Annotated in this window: 17 protein-coding genes; 10 read left to right on the top strand and 7 right to left on the bottom strand. The window is 59.5% G+C overall.

All coding sequences use genetic code 11. From position 1 onward, the window contains the following. The first annotated feature begins 28 nt into the window (after positions 1-28). Entirely contained in the window at positions 29-391 is a 363-nt protein-coding gene (locus tag HX869_RS18720) for a DUF485 domain-containing protein (RefSeq protein ID WP_178903488.1), read from the top strand. Next, positions 388-2,043: a cation acetate symporter gene (locus HX869_RS18725; RefSeq protein ID WP_178903489.1), complete on the top strand. Its 1,656-nt coding sequence runs from the start codon at positions 388-390 to the stop codon at positions 2,041-2,043. Before HX869_RS18720 ends, HX869_RS18725 begins: the two co-directional genes overlap by 4 nt. Positions 2,044-2,097: 54 nt before the next feature. On the opposite strand, the gene HX869_RS18730 is transcribed toward HX869_RS18725, so the two are convergent. Next, positions 2,098-3,015 (bottom strand): AraC family transcriptional regulator, encoded by a 918-nt coding sequence (locus HX869_RS18730; protein WP_178903490.1) that lies wholly within the window; start codon positions 3,013-3,015, stop codon positions 2,098-2,100. A gap of 163 nt (positions 3,016-3,178) precedes the next feature. Here HX869_RS18730 and HX869_RS18735 point away from each other — a divergent pair, with 163 nt between their 5' ends. Continuing rightward, entirely contained in the window at positions 3,179-4,021 is an 843-nt protein-coding gene (locus HX869_RS18735; protein WP_178903491.1) for an SDR family oxidoreductase, read from the top strand. Between the two features lie 3 nt (positions 4,022-4,024). Here the strand turns inward: HX869_RS18735 and HX869_RS18740 are convergent, their stop codons facing one another. From HX869_RS18740 to gcvA, 5 genes are all read right to left on the bottom strand, one after another. Continuing rightward, positions 4,025-4,486: a PaaI family thioesterase gene (locus HX869_RS18740; RefSeq protein ID WP_177077749.1), complete on the bottom strand. Its 462-nt coding sequence runs from the start codon at positions 4,484-4,486 to the stop codon at positions 4,025-4,027. A 93-nt stretch (positions 4,487-4,579) separates the two neighbouring features. Then, the gene (locus HX869_RS18745; protein WP_178903492.1) at positions 4,580-6,145 is read right to left on the bottom strand and encodes a DHA2 family efflux MFS transporter permease subunit; all 1,566 of its coding nucleotides are present in this window, start codon (positions 6,143-6,145) and stop codon (positions 4,580-4,582) included. Further along, positions 6,142-7,251 (bottom strand): HlyD family secretion protein, encoded by a 1,110-nt coding sequence (locus HX869_RS18750; protein ID WP_178903493.1) that lies wholly within the window; start codon positions 7,249-7,251, stop codon positions 6,142-6,144. Before HX869_RS18750 ends, HX869_RS18745 begins: the two co-directional genes overlap by 4 nt. A gap of 22 nt (positions 7,252-7,273) precedes the next feature. Beyond that, the gene (locus tag HX869_RS18755) at positions 7,274-7,795 is read right to left on the bottom strand and encodes a helix-turn-helix domain-containing protein (protein WP_178903494.1); all 522 of its coding nucleotides are present in this window, start codon (positions 7,793-7,795) and stop codon (positions 7,274-7,276) included. 178 nt (positions 7,796-7,973) lie between these two features. Then, positions 7,974-8,903 carry a transcriptional regulator GcvA gene (gene gcvA, locus HX869_RS18760; RefSeq protein WP_178903495.1) on the bottom strand — a complete coding sequence of 310 codons (930 nt, stop codon included), beginning with the start codon at positions 8,901-8,903 and terminating at the stop codon, positions 7,974-7,976. A 197-nt stretch (positions 8,904-9,100) separates the two neighbouring features. Between gcvA and HX869_RS18765 the strand changes: the two genes are divergently transcribed. The 6 genes from HX869_RS18765 to HX869_RS31600 all read left to right on the top strand — a co-directional run bounded on the left by HX869_RS18765 (position 9,101) and on the right by HX869_RS31600 (position 13,863). Beyond that, entirely contained in the window at positions 9,101-9,874 is a 774-nt protein-coding gene (locus HX869_RS18765; protein ID WP_177042036.1) for an SDR family NAD(P)-dependent oxidoreductase, read from the top strand. A gap of 80 nt (positions 9,875-9,954) precedes the next feature. After that, positions 9,955-10,296 carry a carboxymuconolactone decarboxylase family protein gene (locus tag HX869_RS18770; protein ID WP_218172331.1) on the top strand — a complete coding sequence of 114 codons (342 nt, stop codon included), beginning with the start codon at positions 9,955-9,957 and terminating at the stop codon, positions 10,294-10,296. Positions 10,297-10,367: 71 nt separating this feature from the next. Continuing rightward, complete coding sequence (locus tag HX869_RS18775) at positions 10,368-11,036, top strand: cupin domain-containing protein (RefSeq protein ID WP_178903496.1); 669 nt, start codon at positions 10,368-10,370, stop codon at positions 11,034-11,036. Further along, complete coding sequence (locus HX869_RS18780; RefSeq protein ID WP_178903497.1) at positions 11,033-12,196, top strand: FAD-dependent oxidoreductase; 1,164 nt, start codon at positions 11,033-11,035, stop codon at positions 12,194-12,196. The genes HX869_RS18775 and HX869_RS18780 overlap by 4 nt, the downstream gene beginning before the upstream one ends. 85 nt (positions 12,197-12,281) lie before the next feature. After that, a complete protein-coding gene (locus tag HX869_RS18785) occupies positions 12,282-13,331 on the top strand; it encodes an alcohol dehydrogenase (protein ID WP_177022817.1) in 1,050 nt (349 codons plus the stop codon). Between the two features lie 100 nt (positions 13,332-13,431). Beyond that, positions 13,432-13,863 (top strand): hypothetical protein, encoded by a 432-nt coding sequence (locus tag HX869_RS31600; protein ID WP_256348845.1) that lies wholly within the window; start codon positions 13,432-13,434, stop codon positions 13,861-13,863. Between the two features lie 121 nt (positions 13,864-13,984). On the opposite strand, the gene HX869_RS18795 is transcribed toward HX869_RS31600, so the two are convergent. Continuing rightward, positions 13,985-14,734 carry an SDR family NAD(P)-dependent oxidoreductase gene (locus tag HX869_RS18795; RefSeq protein WP_087692989.1) on the bottom strand — a complete coding sequence of 250 codons (750 nt, stop codon included), beginning with the start codon at positions 14,732-14,734 and terminating at the stop codon, positions 13,985-13,987. Positions 14,735-14,832: 98 nt separating this feature from the next. On the opposite strand from HX869_RS18795, the gene HX869_RS18800 reads away from it, so the two are divergent. After that, positions 14,833-15,192 carry a helix-turn-helix domain-containing protein gene (locus HX869_RS18800; protein WP_008433396.1) on the top strand — a complete coding sequence of 120 codons (360 nt, stop codon included), beginning with the start codon at positions 14,833-14,835 and terminating at the stop codon, positions 15,190-15,192. Positions 15,193-15,356: the final 164 nt, after the last annotated feature.

Consider the following 15,356-nt stretch of genomic DNA (forward strand, 5'->3'; position numbering starts at 1 on the left):
GTCGTAAGCCCTTCTGCAGGAGATTCCTATGCAAGCTCTATATCCGCAAGACGGTGACCCGGCCGTGTCTGCCAATCAGCTGGAAAACGCCATCAGGAGTCCGATACTCGACAGCCCCGACTTTCGTGGGCTGGTCAAACAGCGTCGCAGATTTTCGTGGAGCATGAGCCTTCTCATGTTGACGGTCTATTTTGGATTCATCCTTTCCCTGGCCTTTATGCCCGAACGTTTGGGCACTCCGATTATTGAAGGGCAGCCCATTACCTGGGGCATCCCTGTCGGCTTTGGAATGTTTGCCTTCACCACGCTGCTGGTGGCCATCTATGTATGGCGCACTACGACCTGTTATGACCCGAAAATAAAAAAAATCATCAGGATCTTTCACACATGAAGCGTCTACTCATTGGAGCCACAGCCGTTGTTACTTCAGCGGTGGCACAGGCAGCCGAGCCCTCCATCGCCGCACAACAACATAGTTATTTAGCCATTGGTATGTTTTTAGCGTTCGTTATATTCACGCTATTTATTACGCGATGGGCTGCACGCAAAAACAACAGCGTCGCAGATCACTATGCTGCCGGTGGAAAAATCACCGGGTTCCAGAATGGTTGGGCCATCGCCGGGGACTATATGTCCGCCGCCTCGCTGCTTGGTATATCAGCACTGGTGTTTACCAACGGCTTTGATGGGTTGGTTTATTCAATTGGGTTTCTTGCAAGCTGGCCAATCATCCTGTTTTTGATTGCAGAGCCCTTGCGCAATTTGGGCCGTTATACGCTCGCGGATGTGCTGAGTTATCGGCTGAAGCAACGGCCTATACGCGCTTTTTCGGCATCCAGCTCGATCGTCATTGTTCTTCTGTACCTGGTGTCTCAGTTGGTAGGCGCCGGGAAGCTGGTGGAGCTGTTGTTCGGCTTTGATTACACGGCAGCCGTGCTGCTTGTAGGCACGCTCATGGTGATCTACGTTTTTTTTGGCGGGATGTTGGCCACTACCTGGATTCAGATTATCAAAGCAGTATTGCTGCTGACCGGCTGCGTTTTCATGGCGGTCATGGTCTTGGCCGAATTCGGCTTTAGTTTGAATCAGCTGTTTACTCAAGCAATCCGTGTCCATCCCTCTCATGTGGCAATCATGAGCCCCGGTGGGTTGATAAGTGATCCTGTGTCCGCGATCTCACTGGGCTTGGCACTTGTGTTTGGTACGGCAGGCCTTCCGCATATCCTTATGCGTTTCTTTACCGTAGGCAACGTGAAGGCAGCACGCCAAAGCATTCTTTATGCGACGGGTTTAGTCGGCATCGGCTATGCGCTAATTGTGATCATTGGTTTTGGCACCATCGCATTGGTTGCAGGCAACCCCGACTATCACGATCAGTCAGGCGGAATATTGGGCGGCGTGAATATGGTTGCGATTCATCTGGCACACCATGTCGGCGGCGAGGTGTTTCTTGGCTTCATGTGCGCGGTATCGTTTTCGACGATATTAGCGGTCGTGGCGGGGCTGACCCTTGCCGGCTCATCTGCTGTTTCACATGATCTCTATGCACATGCCTTGCGTCGCGGCGCGGCGAATGATCGTGAAGAGATGCTGGTGTCACGTGTGACCACTATTGTGCTGGGCGTTTTGTCGATTCTTCTGGCCATCGCGTTTGAAAAACAGAACATCGCTTTTATCGTGAGCTTAACGTTCTCCATCGCTGCCAGCTCCAATTTTCCAGTGCTGCTGCTGTCCATTTACTGGAAAGGCCTGACAACACGCGGCGCAGTGGTGGGCGGTTCCTTGGGACTGGTATCTGCAATCACCTTGTGCATTCTCAGCCCTACCGTTTGGGTCAAGATACTGCACCATCCGCAAGCCTGGTTCCCATACGAGTACCCGGCTCTATTTTCCATGTCGATAGCATTCATCGGTATCTTCCTGTTTTCCATCACAGACCGCTCTGCGGGCGCAGCGGGGGAGCGCGACCGATACGCAAACCAATTGGTAGATTCTGAACTGGGGACACCTGCAACGTGGAGCGCGCAGTTGAAGGTTGAGTGAGCATTATGAGAATCCTGCTCGTACGCCTTGCTCCAGGACTCAAGGTCAAGCCGGTTATTGCGCCATCAATCGTCGAAAATGCAGAGGGTACCGGCCGGTAACGCGCTTGAAGGCGCTGCTGAAGGCGCTCTCGGATGTATATCCGAAAGACCGTCCAATGTCCCCGATGGAGGCACGCGTCTCGCGCAGTGCACGCTCTGCGAGTCGCATGCGCCAATGGGTCAGGTAGGTCATTGGGGCGACACCGGCGACCGTTTTGAAGTGTAATGCGAACGTCGCTCGCGACATGGCGGCTGCCTTCGCCAATGCTTCGAGTTGCCAGGGATAGCCGGGATCGCCGTGCATCAATCGAAGCGCCGGCGCAATGCGCTTGTCGGTCACGGCCCTCAACCACCCCGGGTTCAGGGGGGCTTCAGTAACAAAATGAGCGCGCAGGGTCTGGATGAACATCAGGTGGGCAAGCTGTGCCGAGGCAACGCCAGAGCCCGGTGAATTGTCTTCGCGCTCCTGAATAAGTTCATCCATCAACCAGGAAAGTTTTAGCGCTTGACGCGAAGTGCCCCGCACGTGAATGGTTGCCGGGATGGCGTCCAGAAACAGCTGATCGTAGTCAGAGCCAAGTTCCACACCCGCAACGATCACATAGCAGTCATCACCGGACCCGAGTTGCACCGTGGCGCCCACGCGATTCTTGACCACATCACTGAGGTCTACTCGTGGTGCGCAAAGGTCGCTGGCGATGGTGAGCGAGCGAGGCCTCGAAGAGAGAAACACATCACCTTCTTCCAGCAGGATGGGCGTCGCTTCGTCATCGAACGACAACCAGCAGCTGCCGCGAGCCACCCCCCAGAACTTGATCGTGTCCGGCGCTGGAATGGCTATCGCCCAGGCACCGCCTGCCACTAGTCCGCCGGACATGACGGATCGCGCGTTTACGAAATGCAGGAACTCTGAAAGGGGATCGCTGTGCATGCTCAGACGATGACGCAATTAATGCAGAGGATCAAGCATTAATAATCTGGTTTGACAGCGTTATCTTGCAGGTGTACCGGGGGAGAGCCACCGGACAACACGCCCTTCGCGATGATTGCGGTGGGCCTACTCATTGAACGACTACTCGTCTAAAAGGGCACCCATGACACAGCGCACTTGGTTTATTACTGGCGTCAACAGCGGTTTCGGCCGCGTCATGACAGAGCAACTGCTAGCCCGCGGTGATCGGGTGGCAGGCACCACGCGCAAGATGGAAGCACTGAGCGATCTCAAGGACAAGTATGGCGATCAACTGTGGCTCGCCCACTTGGATATGACGGACACCGTCGGCATCCAACAAGTGGTGAGCAACGCTTTCGGTGCGCTTGGCAAGATCGATGTCATTGTCAGCAATGCAGGCTATGGCTTGTTTGGCGCAGCGGAAGAGTTGAGTGACGAACAGGTCAACCATCAATTGTCGACAAACCTGATTGGTCCAATCATGTTGATTCGCGCGGCCTTGCCTCACTTGCGTGCGCAAGGGGGCGGCCGAATCATCGGCCTTTCGACGTTTGGCGGGCAGACAGTGCTGCCCGGTGGCTCTCTTTATCACGCGAGCAAATGGGGGCTGGAGGGTTTTCTGGATTCTTTGTCCATCGAGCTTGCACCCTTCAAGATCGGCGTCACGATTATTGAACCCGGCAGCGCACGCACCAATTTCCGTTTCGGTGGTGCACAGCTCGGTAAGCCTCTCGCTGCTTACAAGGACACTCCGGCCGGGATGGTGCATATGATGATCAAAGATACCTCGCGCCAGCCTCTCGGAGACCCGGCGAAGATGTCGGAAATAATCCTCGACAGTGTCGATCACGAACCTGCACCGAAACGGATTGTTCTTGGCTCCGACTCTTGGGGCATCCTCTTCAAGTCGTTGACTGATCGGTTGGCGGCGGTTGCGGATCAGAAGGCTCTCGCTTCATCGACGGACATCCCGGCCAGTGCCTGATCATCATGCTTTTTGTGGGCGCTCCATCACCAGCAACGTGGAGGTAGCGCTTGCGTAGATGCGCTCGTCGGGGCCCTTCAAGGTAGCCTCGGCAAACGCCGCCCGCCGGCCGACCGAGATGACACGGCCCTCTGCGCGCAGTGGGCCTGTCTCAGTGGTAATGGGGCGCAAGTATGAAACTTTCAGTTCAAGGGTTGTGTAGGCCTGGGTGGCTGAAAGCTTTGAGTGAACGGCGCACCCGCATGCCGAGTCGAGCAGCGTTGCAGCATATCCGCCGTGGACCGTGCCGATCGGGTTGTAAGCATGCAGGCCGGGCGTGCCTGTAAAGACCGCCCACCCATCACCTGCCTCGACAAACGTGAAGTCGAGCGAATCTCCAATCGGCGGTCGTCCCCCGGCTGAAATCAAAGCCTGGAGGGTTTCAAGTCCGGATAGGCCGGGTGCAACTTCATTGACTAGATTCACTGATATTTCTCCATTTGGGCCGCAGCGTTCTCGCTGGCCGGACGATGCAACGGGATTGAGCGCCTGATGTGTGGCGGCTCCTGTCGTTTAAATTCAATGGGCATTCGCGGACGGCTGCTTCGGCGGCTGCACCTTGTGCATCAACGGCACCAGCAACACCGCGACAACAAAGCACGCCATGATCATCAGGAACGCATCGGCATACGTCAGCGTCTGCGCCTCGCGCCATGTCAGCGCCCATAGTTGATGCAGCGCGAACTGGCCCGCATCCAGGCTGTTTTGCCCAAGTGACTGAGCGTTGCCCGAAAGCTGATCAAGCCAGACATTCATGGTTTCGTTCTGGATGTTCAGGTGCTCGGCCAGCCGCAGGAAATGCAGGTTGGTGCGGTCGTTGAGCACCGTAGCGCAGGCGGCGATACCGATGGCGCCGCCGAGGTTGCGCATCAAGTTGAACAGCCCGGAGGCGAGTTTCAGCCGGTCGGGGGCCAGTGCACCGAGAGTCAGGGTCACCACGGGTGGCACCGTTATTTGCTGGGCAAACCCGCGTATGGCCTGGGGCAGCAGCAGTTCCCTGGCGCCCCAGTCGTGGGTGATGGGGGAGAAGTCCCACATCGACAAAGCGAACAGCGACAGCCCGAACATCAGGATCCAGCGCAGGTCGAAACGGCTGGCCAGCACTGCGTACACCGGGATGGCCAGCAACTGGAACACCCCCGTTGAAAACACCGCCAGGCCGATATCCAGCGAGCCATACCCACGCACCCGGCCAAGAAACAGCGGCGTGAGGTAGATGGTGGCGAAAATGCCGATGCCAGTGATGAACGAAAACAGGCAGCCCAGGGCGAAGTTTCGGTCCCGCAGAGCGCGCAGGTCGACAATCGGCTCCTTGATTTCCAGGCAGCGCCAGATAAACAGTGCGCCGCTGATGGCGGTTATCCAGGCAGTGGTGGCGATGGTGCTGTCACTGAACCAATTCCAGCGCGGGCCTTCTTCGGGGGTGTATTCCAGGCAGCCGAGAAACACTGCCATCAACGCCATGCCGATGTAGTCAGCGCCCTTGAGCAACGATGGGTTGGGGCGGTCGACCTTGACCAGCATCGGCACGGCAAAGGTCACAAACAGGCCGGGCAGCAGGTTGATGTAGAACAGCCAGTGCCAGGAGGAAATGTCGGTGATCCAGCCTCCCACTGCGGGGCCCAGTGTGGGCGCCAGTGACGCGATGGCGCCGATGGTAGACGCGGCGATCACCCGTTGCTTGCCGTTGAAATACATAAACGCGGTGGTGAACACCAACGGGATCATCGAGCCCCCCAGAAACCCCTGCAGGGCGCGAAACGCGATCATGCTCTGGATGTTCCAGGCCAGCGCGCAGAGCAGGCTGGTCAAGGTAAAACCGGCCGCCGAGGCCGCGAACAGCCAGCGCGTGCTCATCACTCGGGAGAGCCAGCCCGACATCGGGATCACGATGATTTCCGCGATCAGGTAGGCGGTCTGCACCCACGCCGTATCGTCCGCACCGGCAGACAACCCGCCGCCAATGTCCTTGAGCGAGGCGGACACGATCTGGATGTCGATCAGGGCGATGAACATGCCCACACACATGGTGGCGAAGGCCGCGACCTTTTGCGCGGTGCTGAGGGTGGGCAACGGGCTGTTCATAGCTGGGCCTTGAGTGCGCTGGCCTGGTCGTCGAACACCTCCTGGGTGTTGACCTTGGCCATCACCGACAAGCCCGGTCGCAGGGCGCCAAAGTCGGCGTCATTGCTGTCGAGCCGCACACGTACCGGCACGCGTTGCACAATCTTGGTGAAGTTGCCGGTGGCGTTCTCCGGCGGCAACACGCTGAACTGCGCACCGGTGGCGGGAGCCAGGCTCTCGATGTGCCCGTGGAATTCACGGCCGGGGAGGATGTCGGCGCGGATACTCACGCTTTGCCCAATCTGCAGGCGACCCAACTGGTCTTCCTTGAAGTTGGCGTCTACCCATAGCCCTTTTGCCGGTACCACCGAGATCAGTTGGCTGCCGGCCGCGGCGTAGGCACCGACCCGGGCGCGGCGGTTGCCCACATACCCGTCCACCGGTGCTCGCAGTTCGGTGTAGCTGATATTCAGTTGGGCCTGGTCGCGTTCGGCTTGCGCCTGTTGCAGCGCGGCGCGAGCCTGGCCGCGCTGGGTTTCAATCACGTCGATTTGCCGGCGTGCCGCCATCAACCCGGCTTGCGCCCGGGAGTGATCGGCGCGGGCGGTCTTCCACACGGCGTTGACCCGTTGCGCGCTTTCGACCGACACGGCCTGGCTGCGCACCAGGTTCTGGTAACGCGTTTGATCGTCGCCGGCCCGTTGCGCCTCGGCGTCGGTGGCGTCGATCTGCGCCCTGGCCTGGTTGATCACCGCCAGTTGCAGCTGTTCGGTGGCGTCCAGGTTGGCGAGCGCGGCCTGTTGCGCAGCCACGGCGCCGTCGGCTTTGGCCAGGGCGGTGCGGTAGTCGCGCACATCGATGCGGGCCAGCACGTCGCCGGCGTGCACGAACTGGTTGTCCTGCACGGCCACTTCGCTGATATAGCCGGGCACTTTGGCGCTGATGACGGTCACATCCGCCCCCACGTAGGCGTCGTCGGTGTCTTCAACAAACCGGCTGACCAGCCACCAGTGGCTGGCGTACCAGACGCCGCCAGCCACGGCCAGGGTCAGCAGCCCCAGGCGCAGCACCTGTTTGCGCCGGGATGTTTTGGTGGGTTCGGGCACAGCGCTGACTGGAGCGTCCATGGCGAAATGACCTCATTGAGTATTAGTGGGGGAAGGGGCTGACCAGTTGGTCTTTTTCGGCGTAGGCCCGGCCGGTTCGCGCGCGCCACAGGGTCAGGGGTTCGGCGTCGGCGGCGACATGCACCCGGTGGCCCTCGCGGGTGATGGGTTTACCGGTGTTGGCGTCCATCAACGCGAGTTTCACGGGGCGCCCGGTGGCTTCATCGGCCAGAAACACCTTGGTCGAGCCTTCGGCATGGCGTGCGCCCCAGGCCATCAGCGTGAGAATGACCTGGCGCAGCTCCCGACCGGCTTCGGTGAGGTGGTACTCGTGGCGCGGCGGGTTGTCCTGGTACGGGCGCCGCTCCAGCAAACCGTGGGTCACCAGGGCGTTCAGGCGGCGGGTCAGGGTGTTCGAGGCGATCCCGAGGCTCTGGAGGAACTCATCGAAACGGCGCAGCCCGTAGAACGCATCCCTCAGGATCAACAGGCTCCAGCCATCACCAATGTGCTCCAGAGCACGGGCGACCGGACAGGACATGGGCTGGAAGCTGGCTTTTTTCATCATGGTCACCTGCGTCAGTCGAGCAATATTACATACGTAATATTGCATTGTGACTTTCATAATGAAAGCTACTTTAGAAATTATTTGTTACGTTGGGCTGGGTAGGGGCGCTTGGCCCTAAAACGAAAGGAAACGAAGTCGTGCCGTATGGAAGGCACGCGGACCCCGGAAATCATCTTCAAAGCTCGTGATTTACCGTCTGTTGTGCCTCTGCCAACAACCAGTCCCGAAATGTCGCCAACTTGGGCAAGCTCGCACACTCAGGTCGATAAACGACGTAGTAGGCCAGCTCCGATGCAACACTGATGTCTGGAAACAACCGCACCAACCGTCCGCTTGCCAGGTCGTCGTGGGCCATGACGCTGCGTGCAAGTGCGACGCCGCGCCCCTCAACCGCAGCCTGCAACACGGCGGCGGAATTGTTGATTTGCATGCCCCGCATGGAGCGGGTGTCTTTCGCCCCGGCTTTCTGCATCCAGGTTTCCCAGCTTGGAAAACCGGTATGGCTATCCATTGAGAGGTCGTGAATCAACATCTCCTGCGCCAAGTCATTGGGCTTTTGCAAACGCGAGTGCTCGCGCAGCAATTGTGGTGAGCACACCGGATAGACCTCTTCATCCATCAGTTTTTCGGCGCTCAACCCTGGCCACCGCCCCGTGCCATAACGCACACCGATATCGATCCGCTGCGCGACGAAATCCACCGGTTTGAGGTTGGTATCCAGGCGCACGTCTGTTTCGGGGCAAACCGCCTGGAAGCGCTCGATGCGAGGCAGCAGCCATTTGGCGGCAAACGCCGGGCTCACGGCCACGGTCAATACGCCGGTGATCGAACTTTCCCGCAGTCGCTCCATCCCCAGCGTCAGCCTGTCGAAACCTGCGCGGATGTCGGGCAGCGCGCGCTCGGCCACTTCCGTAGGCACAAGCCTTGCCCGGCCACTGTTGCCGCGCACAAACAGTGGGCTACCGAGCCATTCCTCCAGCGTGCGTACCAACTGACCGACCGCCGCGGGTGTGACGTTGAGTTCGACCGCCGCCGCAGAAAAGCTCTGATGGCGGGCGCTGGCCTCGAAGGCGCGCAGGGCGTTCAGATGGACCGGTGATTTCATGGTGATAAAGTTTTTCTTTCAGGGATTGACACTTTATCTCGTTTGTCTGCAGCCGTGAAGAAGAGAAAAATCGCCTCCATGCCGACTGTTGATCTGTTTGATGGGTGAGCGCATAGGCATGCGAGTGCCGTTGGAAACAATAGTTTTTCTTCCATTCAAGTCCTGCCTGGCGGCGGGCGCACAGAGAGATTTTCAAGATGAGCAATCAATTCAAGGGCAAGAAGCTGTTGGTCGTCGGTGGCACCAGCGGCATGGGCCTGCAGACGGCGCGCACCGTACTGGCCGAAGGCGGCAGCGTAGTCATCGTGGGCAACCGCCCGGAAAAAACCGAAGCAGCCCGCCGGGAATTGGCTGAACTGGGCCAGGTATGGGCACTGACCGCCGACCTGGCCAACGACGCCGCCGTCGCTTCGCTGATCAAAACCCTGGACGAACAGCATTCGGATATCGACCTGCTGGTCAACGCCGCTGGCGTGTTCTTCCCCAAGCCATTCCTGGAGCATTCGGAAGCCGATTACGCCCAGTACATGTCGATCAACAAAGCGACCTTCTTCATCACGCAAAAGGTTGCCGCCAACCTGGTCGCCAAGAACCGCCCGGGCGCGATCGTGAACATTGGTTCGATGTGGGGCAAGCAGGCGATCGCGGCCACACCGTCGTCGGCCTACTCGATGGCCAAGGCGGGTCTGCACTCGCTGACCCAGCACCTGGCGATGGAACTGGGCAGCAAGAACATCCGTGTTAACGCGGTGTCGCCTGCCGTGGTGCAGACCCCTATCTACGAAGGCTTCATTCCAAAAGCCGAAGTACACAGTGCGCTGCAAGGCTTCAACAGCTTCCACCCGATTGGCCGTGTGGGCACGCCTCAGGATGTCGCCGAAGTGGTTGCCTTCCTCCTCTCGGACAAGGCGGGCTGGGTTACTGGCGCCGTCTGGGACGTCGATGGCGGTGTCATGGCTGGCCGTAACTGACCTGCGCCGCTGACGCACTGAGTTCTTTGCCAGGCGTGCCCCCACACCTGGCTTCAATCTGTTTTTGGAGAAAGACCATGATGCAAGACTGGAATGGCTACCGCGACGCCCTGATGGAGCGCGTGGGCGACTACGCCAAACAAAACCCCGACGTAATGCGCGGCCTGATGATGATCGACAATTCGGCGGTCAAGACGGGGCATCTGGAACCGAAGATCCACGAGCTGATCGCATTGGCGGTGGCTGTGACCACGCGCTGCGACGGGTGTATTTCCGTTCACACCAAGAAGGCGGTGGAGCACGGTGCCACGCTTGAAGAAATCACCGAAGCCCTCGGTGTGGCGATTGCCCTGAACGCGGGTGCTGCGCTGACGTACTCGGCACGCGTCGTCGAGGCCTATCAACAGCTGCCCAGTCAGTAAGCCCTATCAATAAGCACCGACCACCCACGGACGGGTTGGCCGGTGTCTTTGTCCCCGCTTGGATAACCCTCATGCTGATCAATGCCGATTTCACTCGCCGCGCCATCGTGGCGTCCCAGCAGTGTCAATGGGTGGCTTCGCCCCAGGATGGCGTCGAGCGCGTGATGCTGGATCGCGTGGGCGCGGAACAAGCCCGTGCCACCAGCCTTGTGCGGTATGCCCCTGACTCCCGTTTCCCTCGCCACCTCCATCCCGGGGGAGAGGAGATTCTCGTGTTGTCGGGGACCTTCTCCGACGGGAGTGGGGACTACCCGGCAGGCTGGTATTTGCGCAATCCCCCCGGGTCCAGCCATCAACCCTCCAGCGCCGGGGGCGCCGTCATTTTCGTCAAGCTTCAGCAGATGCAGGGACGCGAGCAGCGCCATGTGCGCATTGATACCCGTGACCCTGCCGCGTGGCGTCGGGAGGGCCGGCGCGAGGTTTGCACGCTGTTCCGTGATGAAACGGAGCAGGTCTGTCTGCAACGTCTGGCACCGCATGACGCGATTTTCGAGACGCTGCCTGATGGCGCTGAACTGCTGGTGCTGGCGGGCAACGTGACGCTGGATGGAAAGGCATACGAGTGCGGCAGTTGGGTGCGCCTGCCTGCTGGTGAGTCTGCGAATCTCTACGCTGGCGACCAAGGCGCCACCCTGTACCTCAAAACGGGCCACCTGGCCGATGTGGCGGCAGAGGAATGAGCAAGCACACGGTACGCATTGCTATCGTTGGTGCCGGTTTGAGCGGCCTGTACGCCGCCTACCTGCTGGAACGCCAGGGCATAACCGATTATGTGTTGCTGGAGGGGAGGGAAGCCCTCGGCGGCCGTATTGCGTCCATCGACGCCACCGGCCAGGCCGTTACCCACATTGGCGCGAACACCGACGGCATCGACCGCTTCGACCTGGGCCCTACCTGGTTCTGGCCTGGCTACCAACACGAGCTTGGCCGGCTGGTGGAGGCCTTGGGCCTGGAGCAGTTTGAGCAGTTCGAGGAGGGCGACATGATGGTGGAGCGCTCACCCGAGGAGCCTGCTGTGCGCATGCATGGCTACGTGAACTCGCCCGCGTCCATGCGCCTGGCCGGTGGCATGGGGCGCTTGACCGAAGCCCTGCGAGATAAGCTCGCCCCGGCAAACATCATCACCGGCCACACGGTGCGCCGACTTCGCAAACACCATGGCTGTATCGAGCTTGAGAGCGAAAACGCCGCAGGCCATGTCAGTGCCTGGCAGGCCGAGCATGTCTTGCTGGCGCTGCCGCCTCGACTGGTCGAAAGCACCATCGCATTCGAACCGGCCTTGCCTGCATCGCTGGCCCTGCAGTGGCGTGAAACGGCGACGTGGATGGCACCTCAAGCCAAGTATGTCGCCATCTATGACACACCGTTCTGGCGAGAGCAGGGGTTGTCCGGTGAAGGCCGCAGTGCACGTGGGCCACTGGGTGAAATCCATGACGCCTCCATGCCGGGTGGCAGCGCAGCGCTGTTTGGCTTCCTGGGCGTGCCGACGCGTGTACGCAGCACGGTCTCCGACGAGGTATTGCGCACGCACTGCCGTGCGCAACTGGTCCGGATGTTTGGCCCTCTGGCGGCGACGCTCAAGGCCGAAGCCATCAAGGACTGGGCGCAAGACCCGCTTACGGCCACTGCAGTCGATGTAAATGCCGCGGCCCAGCATGCCCGAGCGCCCTCGGCCAAGGCAACTTCGGGACCCTGGCAGGGATGCCTGACAGGCATCGCCAGCGAGTGGTCGCCGCAGTTTTCCGGCTATTTGGCCGGGGCCGTCGAGGCCGCCGGCCTGGGCGTGAAGGCGTTGACTGAACATGCCAGTGCGGCTGCGTTGAATCCATCGAAGCGTTGACCTGAGATCGCAAGGCAAGACGGCACTCGTTGTTGTTTCGGCCTGACACTTTTCCATTTTTTTATCTTTTCAGGAGCCGAGGGCTATGAACGCTACATACCGTGCCATGCAAGTCACCCGACCGGGTTTTCTGGAGCTGGTTAACCGTCCAACAACTGCCCCTGGTAGTGGGCAGGTGCTGATTGCCGTGGAGGCCTGCGGCATCTGTGGTGCCGATATTGGCGACATCGAAGGGGCAGACCCTGCACTGCAGCCGCCGCGTGTGCCGGGTCATGAAGTGGTCGGCCGCATCGCCGCGCTGGGCGAGCACGTTCCATCGCTCTGGAAAGTCGGCCAGCGTGTGGGCGTGGGCCGCCTGGGCGGGCCTTGCGGCGAATGTGTACCGTGCCGCCAGGGGCACTTTCAGCTGTGCCAACATCAGCCCTTTGTCGGCGCTACTTGCGACGGTGGTTATGCCGAAATGATGCTGGCGCGAGCCTCCGGGTTGGTATCGATTCCTGACGAACTCCTTGCCGAGGAAGCCGCGCCGTTGCTTTGCGCCGGCATCGCCACGTTCAATGCGTTGAAGAAGTGCGGTGCGCAGGCGGGCGATACGGTTGCCATCTTTGGTATTGGCGGCCTGGGGCATATGGCCCTGCAGTACGCGCGCCGGATGGGGTTTCGCGTGGTTGCCATCGGGCGCGGCACTGATATCGCCGACGACGCATTGAACCTCGGAGCACATGTCTACATCGACACCCATGAAGAAGACGCGGCGACGAAGCTCAAGGAAATGGGCGGCGCTCAGGCCATCGTGAGTACGATCAGCGCCCCTGCTACCGTATCGGCGCTCATGGCCGGGCTCGCACCACAAGGCCGTCTTGTTCTGCTTGGAGCGGGCAAAGATCCGTTGCCGGTGTCGACCGGCCACCTGGTCGTGGGTGAGCGCAGCCTGCTGGGTTCGATCACCGGCTCGCCCTACGAAAACGAAAGGACCCTGGATTTCAGCGTGCTGGCTGACGTACGCCCGAGGATCGAAGTGATGCCCTTCGAACAGGCCAATGAAGCCTACCAACGGATGAAGTCCGGCGACGTCAAATTCCGCATGGTATTGAGCATCGCAGGTGAGCACGCCGCTGCGCGCATTGACCCGTGATGACGACCTTGCTGTCGGTACTCGACACCCATGAAGAACCATGATCTCAACACTGCCCCAACAGACTGCCGATGCCGACGGCTGAAGAGCTTGGAGGAGGGTGTCCGCTCGGAATTGGCCATGCACCTCTGCAGGCATTAGCAATGCCTCGGCCAATCTGGGACTGCAATTCGACGGGTCGCTGATCCTGCTGGGGCTTGGTGGGATTTTGGATTGCTGGGCGCGTCCGCACTGGTGCTGGAAATGCCATCGGCATGAAGAGAAAGCACGCGTTCAATCGCTCAACGATTTCATCGTGTTCGGCGTGATGGCGGTCGGGTCTTTTTCGTCGGGTGGGCTGCTGTCGGCTTATGGCTGGAATACAGTGCTGTGGGTTTCGCTTTTACCGCTGGTGTTGGCTGTCGTCGCGCTGGCACTGACTGTCCCCAAGTACATGGCCGGTCGGTTTGATCTGAAAGGGCAAGGTGCGTTAGCCACTCGAGCGCATTTCCTGCTCAAGCAAATCCCGGGCGCTATACGTCATTTAACATAATATACATTATGCGCAATCATATGATCCGTTATCAGGGTCAGTGCCAGCCAGATTTCAACCAGTGCACCACGCTCCTCATCGACCAAACCCAGCCTGTCTCGATTTGGTCGATGAGCCTGGATCACACCTGAGCGAAACCGCCATCCACGAACATCTCGCTGCCCGTCATGAAGCTGCTCTCATCCGATGCCAGGAACAATGCCGCATTCGCCACTTCATCTGGCTGCCCCATACGACCCAGCGGTACACGCGTAACCATCGAATCGACAATCGCATCCTTCTGGCCGGTACCTGATAGCGCTCTGTCCAAACCGGGTGTCGTTGTCGGCCCAGGTGAAAGCACGTTCACGCGAATACCTGTGCCTTGCAGATCCAGCGCCCAGCTTCTTGCGAAGTTTCGCAGTGCGCCTTTCGACGCGCTGTAGACGCTGAACGCTGCGGTGCCCATCGAGGCCGTCGTCGAACCTGTCAGCACAATCGAGCCACCGGCGCTCATCAATGGCAACGCGTTCTGTACGGTGAACAACGTGCCTTTCACGTTCACGCCAAAGGTGCGATCAAACGATTCCTCCGTGATCGCACCAATGGGCTCCAGATCCCCAAGGCCCGCATTGGCGAACAACACATCTACACGACCTTTGTCAGCCTTGATCTGCGCGAATACCCGCTCAAGATCACGCAGGTTTGAAATGTCGCCCTGGATCGCGATCGCGTCATGCCCGATCAGGACCAAGGCTTTGTCCAGTTCATCCTGGCGGCGTCCCACGATAACGACCTGTGCACCTTCGGCCGCAAAGCGTATGGCGCTGGCCAAGCCGATCCCGCTGTTGCCACCGGTGACGACGGCGATTTTCCCGTTGAGCCTGTTCATGAGTGTTTCCCTCAAATGTTGAGGCCCAAGCGTAGATCTGCGCTATTGTTTTGAATAGTATGCACCTTTTGGTAAGTACCCAGCCTGAGGGCAAAAACATGTCAAACAGCACCTTTAACTGCGGGCTCGACGCCGCCCTGGCGGTGATTGGCGGGAAATGGAAACCGTTGGTCCTGTATCACCTGGCCCATGAAGTTCACCGTTATGGCGAACTGCGGCGCGCCGTTGGCGGCGTGACGGACAAGGTGCTGATCCAGCAATTGAAGGAGCTGGAACGCGATGAAATCATCGCGCGCATCGACTACAAGGAGATACCGCCAAAGGTCGAATACTCCCTGACTCCCTTCGGACGCTCGCTGGCCCAGGCATTGGGGCCGCTTTGCCAATGGGGCACCGACCATATGCTGGCGGTTGAACGCATCAGTGAGCGCCGAGCGACCGCCCTCGCCCAGCCTTAAATTCGCGAAATATCCAACTCGACTAAATGGATATTTAGTTGAGTTAAATCAATACTTTACGTCTATCTCCCGTATCAATTGCCTATTCACGACACCCTGCCGCTGGTGACTATGTAGCGAGTCTGTAAACACCGGCTTGTATGCGCCGAGGGCGATCACTAAGC

Origin of the sequence: Pseudomonas sp. P7779, from assembly GCF_013386315.1 — a bacterium.
Lineage (GTDB): Bacteria > Pseudomonadota > Gammaproteobacteria > Pseudomonadales > Pseudomonadaceae > Aquipseudomonas.

Coding starts and splice junctions, on each gene's coding strand:
- HX869_RS18775 (WP_178903496.1), top strand. CDS start 10,368: ATGCTGATCAATGCCGATTTCACTCGCCGCGCCATCGTGGCGTCCCAG.
- HX869_RS18730 (WP_178903490.1), bottom strand. CDS start 3,015: ATGCACAGCGATCCCCTTTCAGAGTTCCTGCATTTCGTAAACGCGCGA.
- HX869_RS18780 (WP_178903497.1), top strand. CDS start 11,033: ATGAGCAAGCACACGGTACGCATTGCTATCGTTGGTGCCGGTTTGAGC.
- HX869_RS18735 (WP_178903491.1), top strand. CDS start 3,179: ATGACACAGCGCACTTGGTTTATTACTGGCGTCAACAGCGGTTTCGGC.
- HX869_RS18785 (WP_177022817.1), top strand. CDS start 12,282: ATGAACGCTACATACCGTGCCATGCAAGTCACCCGACCGGGTTTTCTG.
- HX869_RS18725 (WP_178903489.1), top strand. CDS start 388: ATGAAGCGTCTACTCATTGGAGCCACAGCCGTTGTTACTTCAGCGGTG.
- HX869_RS18795 (WP_087692989.1), bottom strand. CDS start 14,734: ATGAACAGGCTCAACGGGAAAATCGCCGTCGTCACCGGTGGCAACAGC.
- gcvA (WP_178903495.1), bottom strand. CDS start 8,903: ATGAAATCACCGGTCCATCTGAACGCCCTGCGCGCCTTCGAGGCCAGC.
- HX869_RS18770 (WP_218172331.1), top strand. CDS start 9,955: ATGCAAGACTGGAATGGCTACCGCGACGCCCTGATGGAGCGCGTGGGC.
- HX869_RS18745 (WP_178903492.1), bottom strand. CDS start 6,145: ATGAACAGCCCGTTGCCCACCCTCAGCACCGCGCAAAAGGTCGCGGCC.
- HX869_RS18720 (WP_178903488.1), top strand. CDS start 29: ATGCAAGCTCTATATCCGCAAGACGGTGACCCGGCCGTGTCTGCCAAT.
- HX869_RS18750 (WP_178903493.1), bottom strand. CDS start 7,251: ATGGACGCTCCAGTCAGCGCTGTGCCCGAACCCACCAAAACATCCCGG.
- HX869_RS18755 (WP_178903494.1), bottom strand. CDS start 7,795: ATGAAAAAAGCCAGCTTCCAGCCCATGTCCTGTCCGGTCGCCCGTGCT.
- HX869_RS18765 (WP_177042036.1), top strand. CDS start 9,101: ATGAGCAATCAATTCAAGGGCAAGAAGCTGTTGGTCGTCGGTGGCACC.
- HX869_RS18800 (WP_008433396.1), top strand. CDS start 14,833: ATGTCAAACAGCACCTTTAACTGCGGGCTCGACGCCGCCCTGGCGGTG.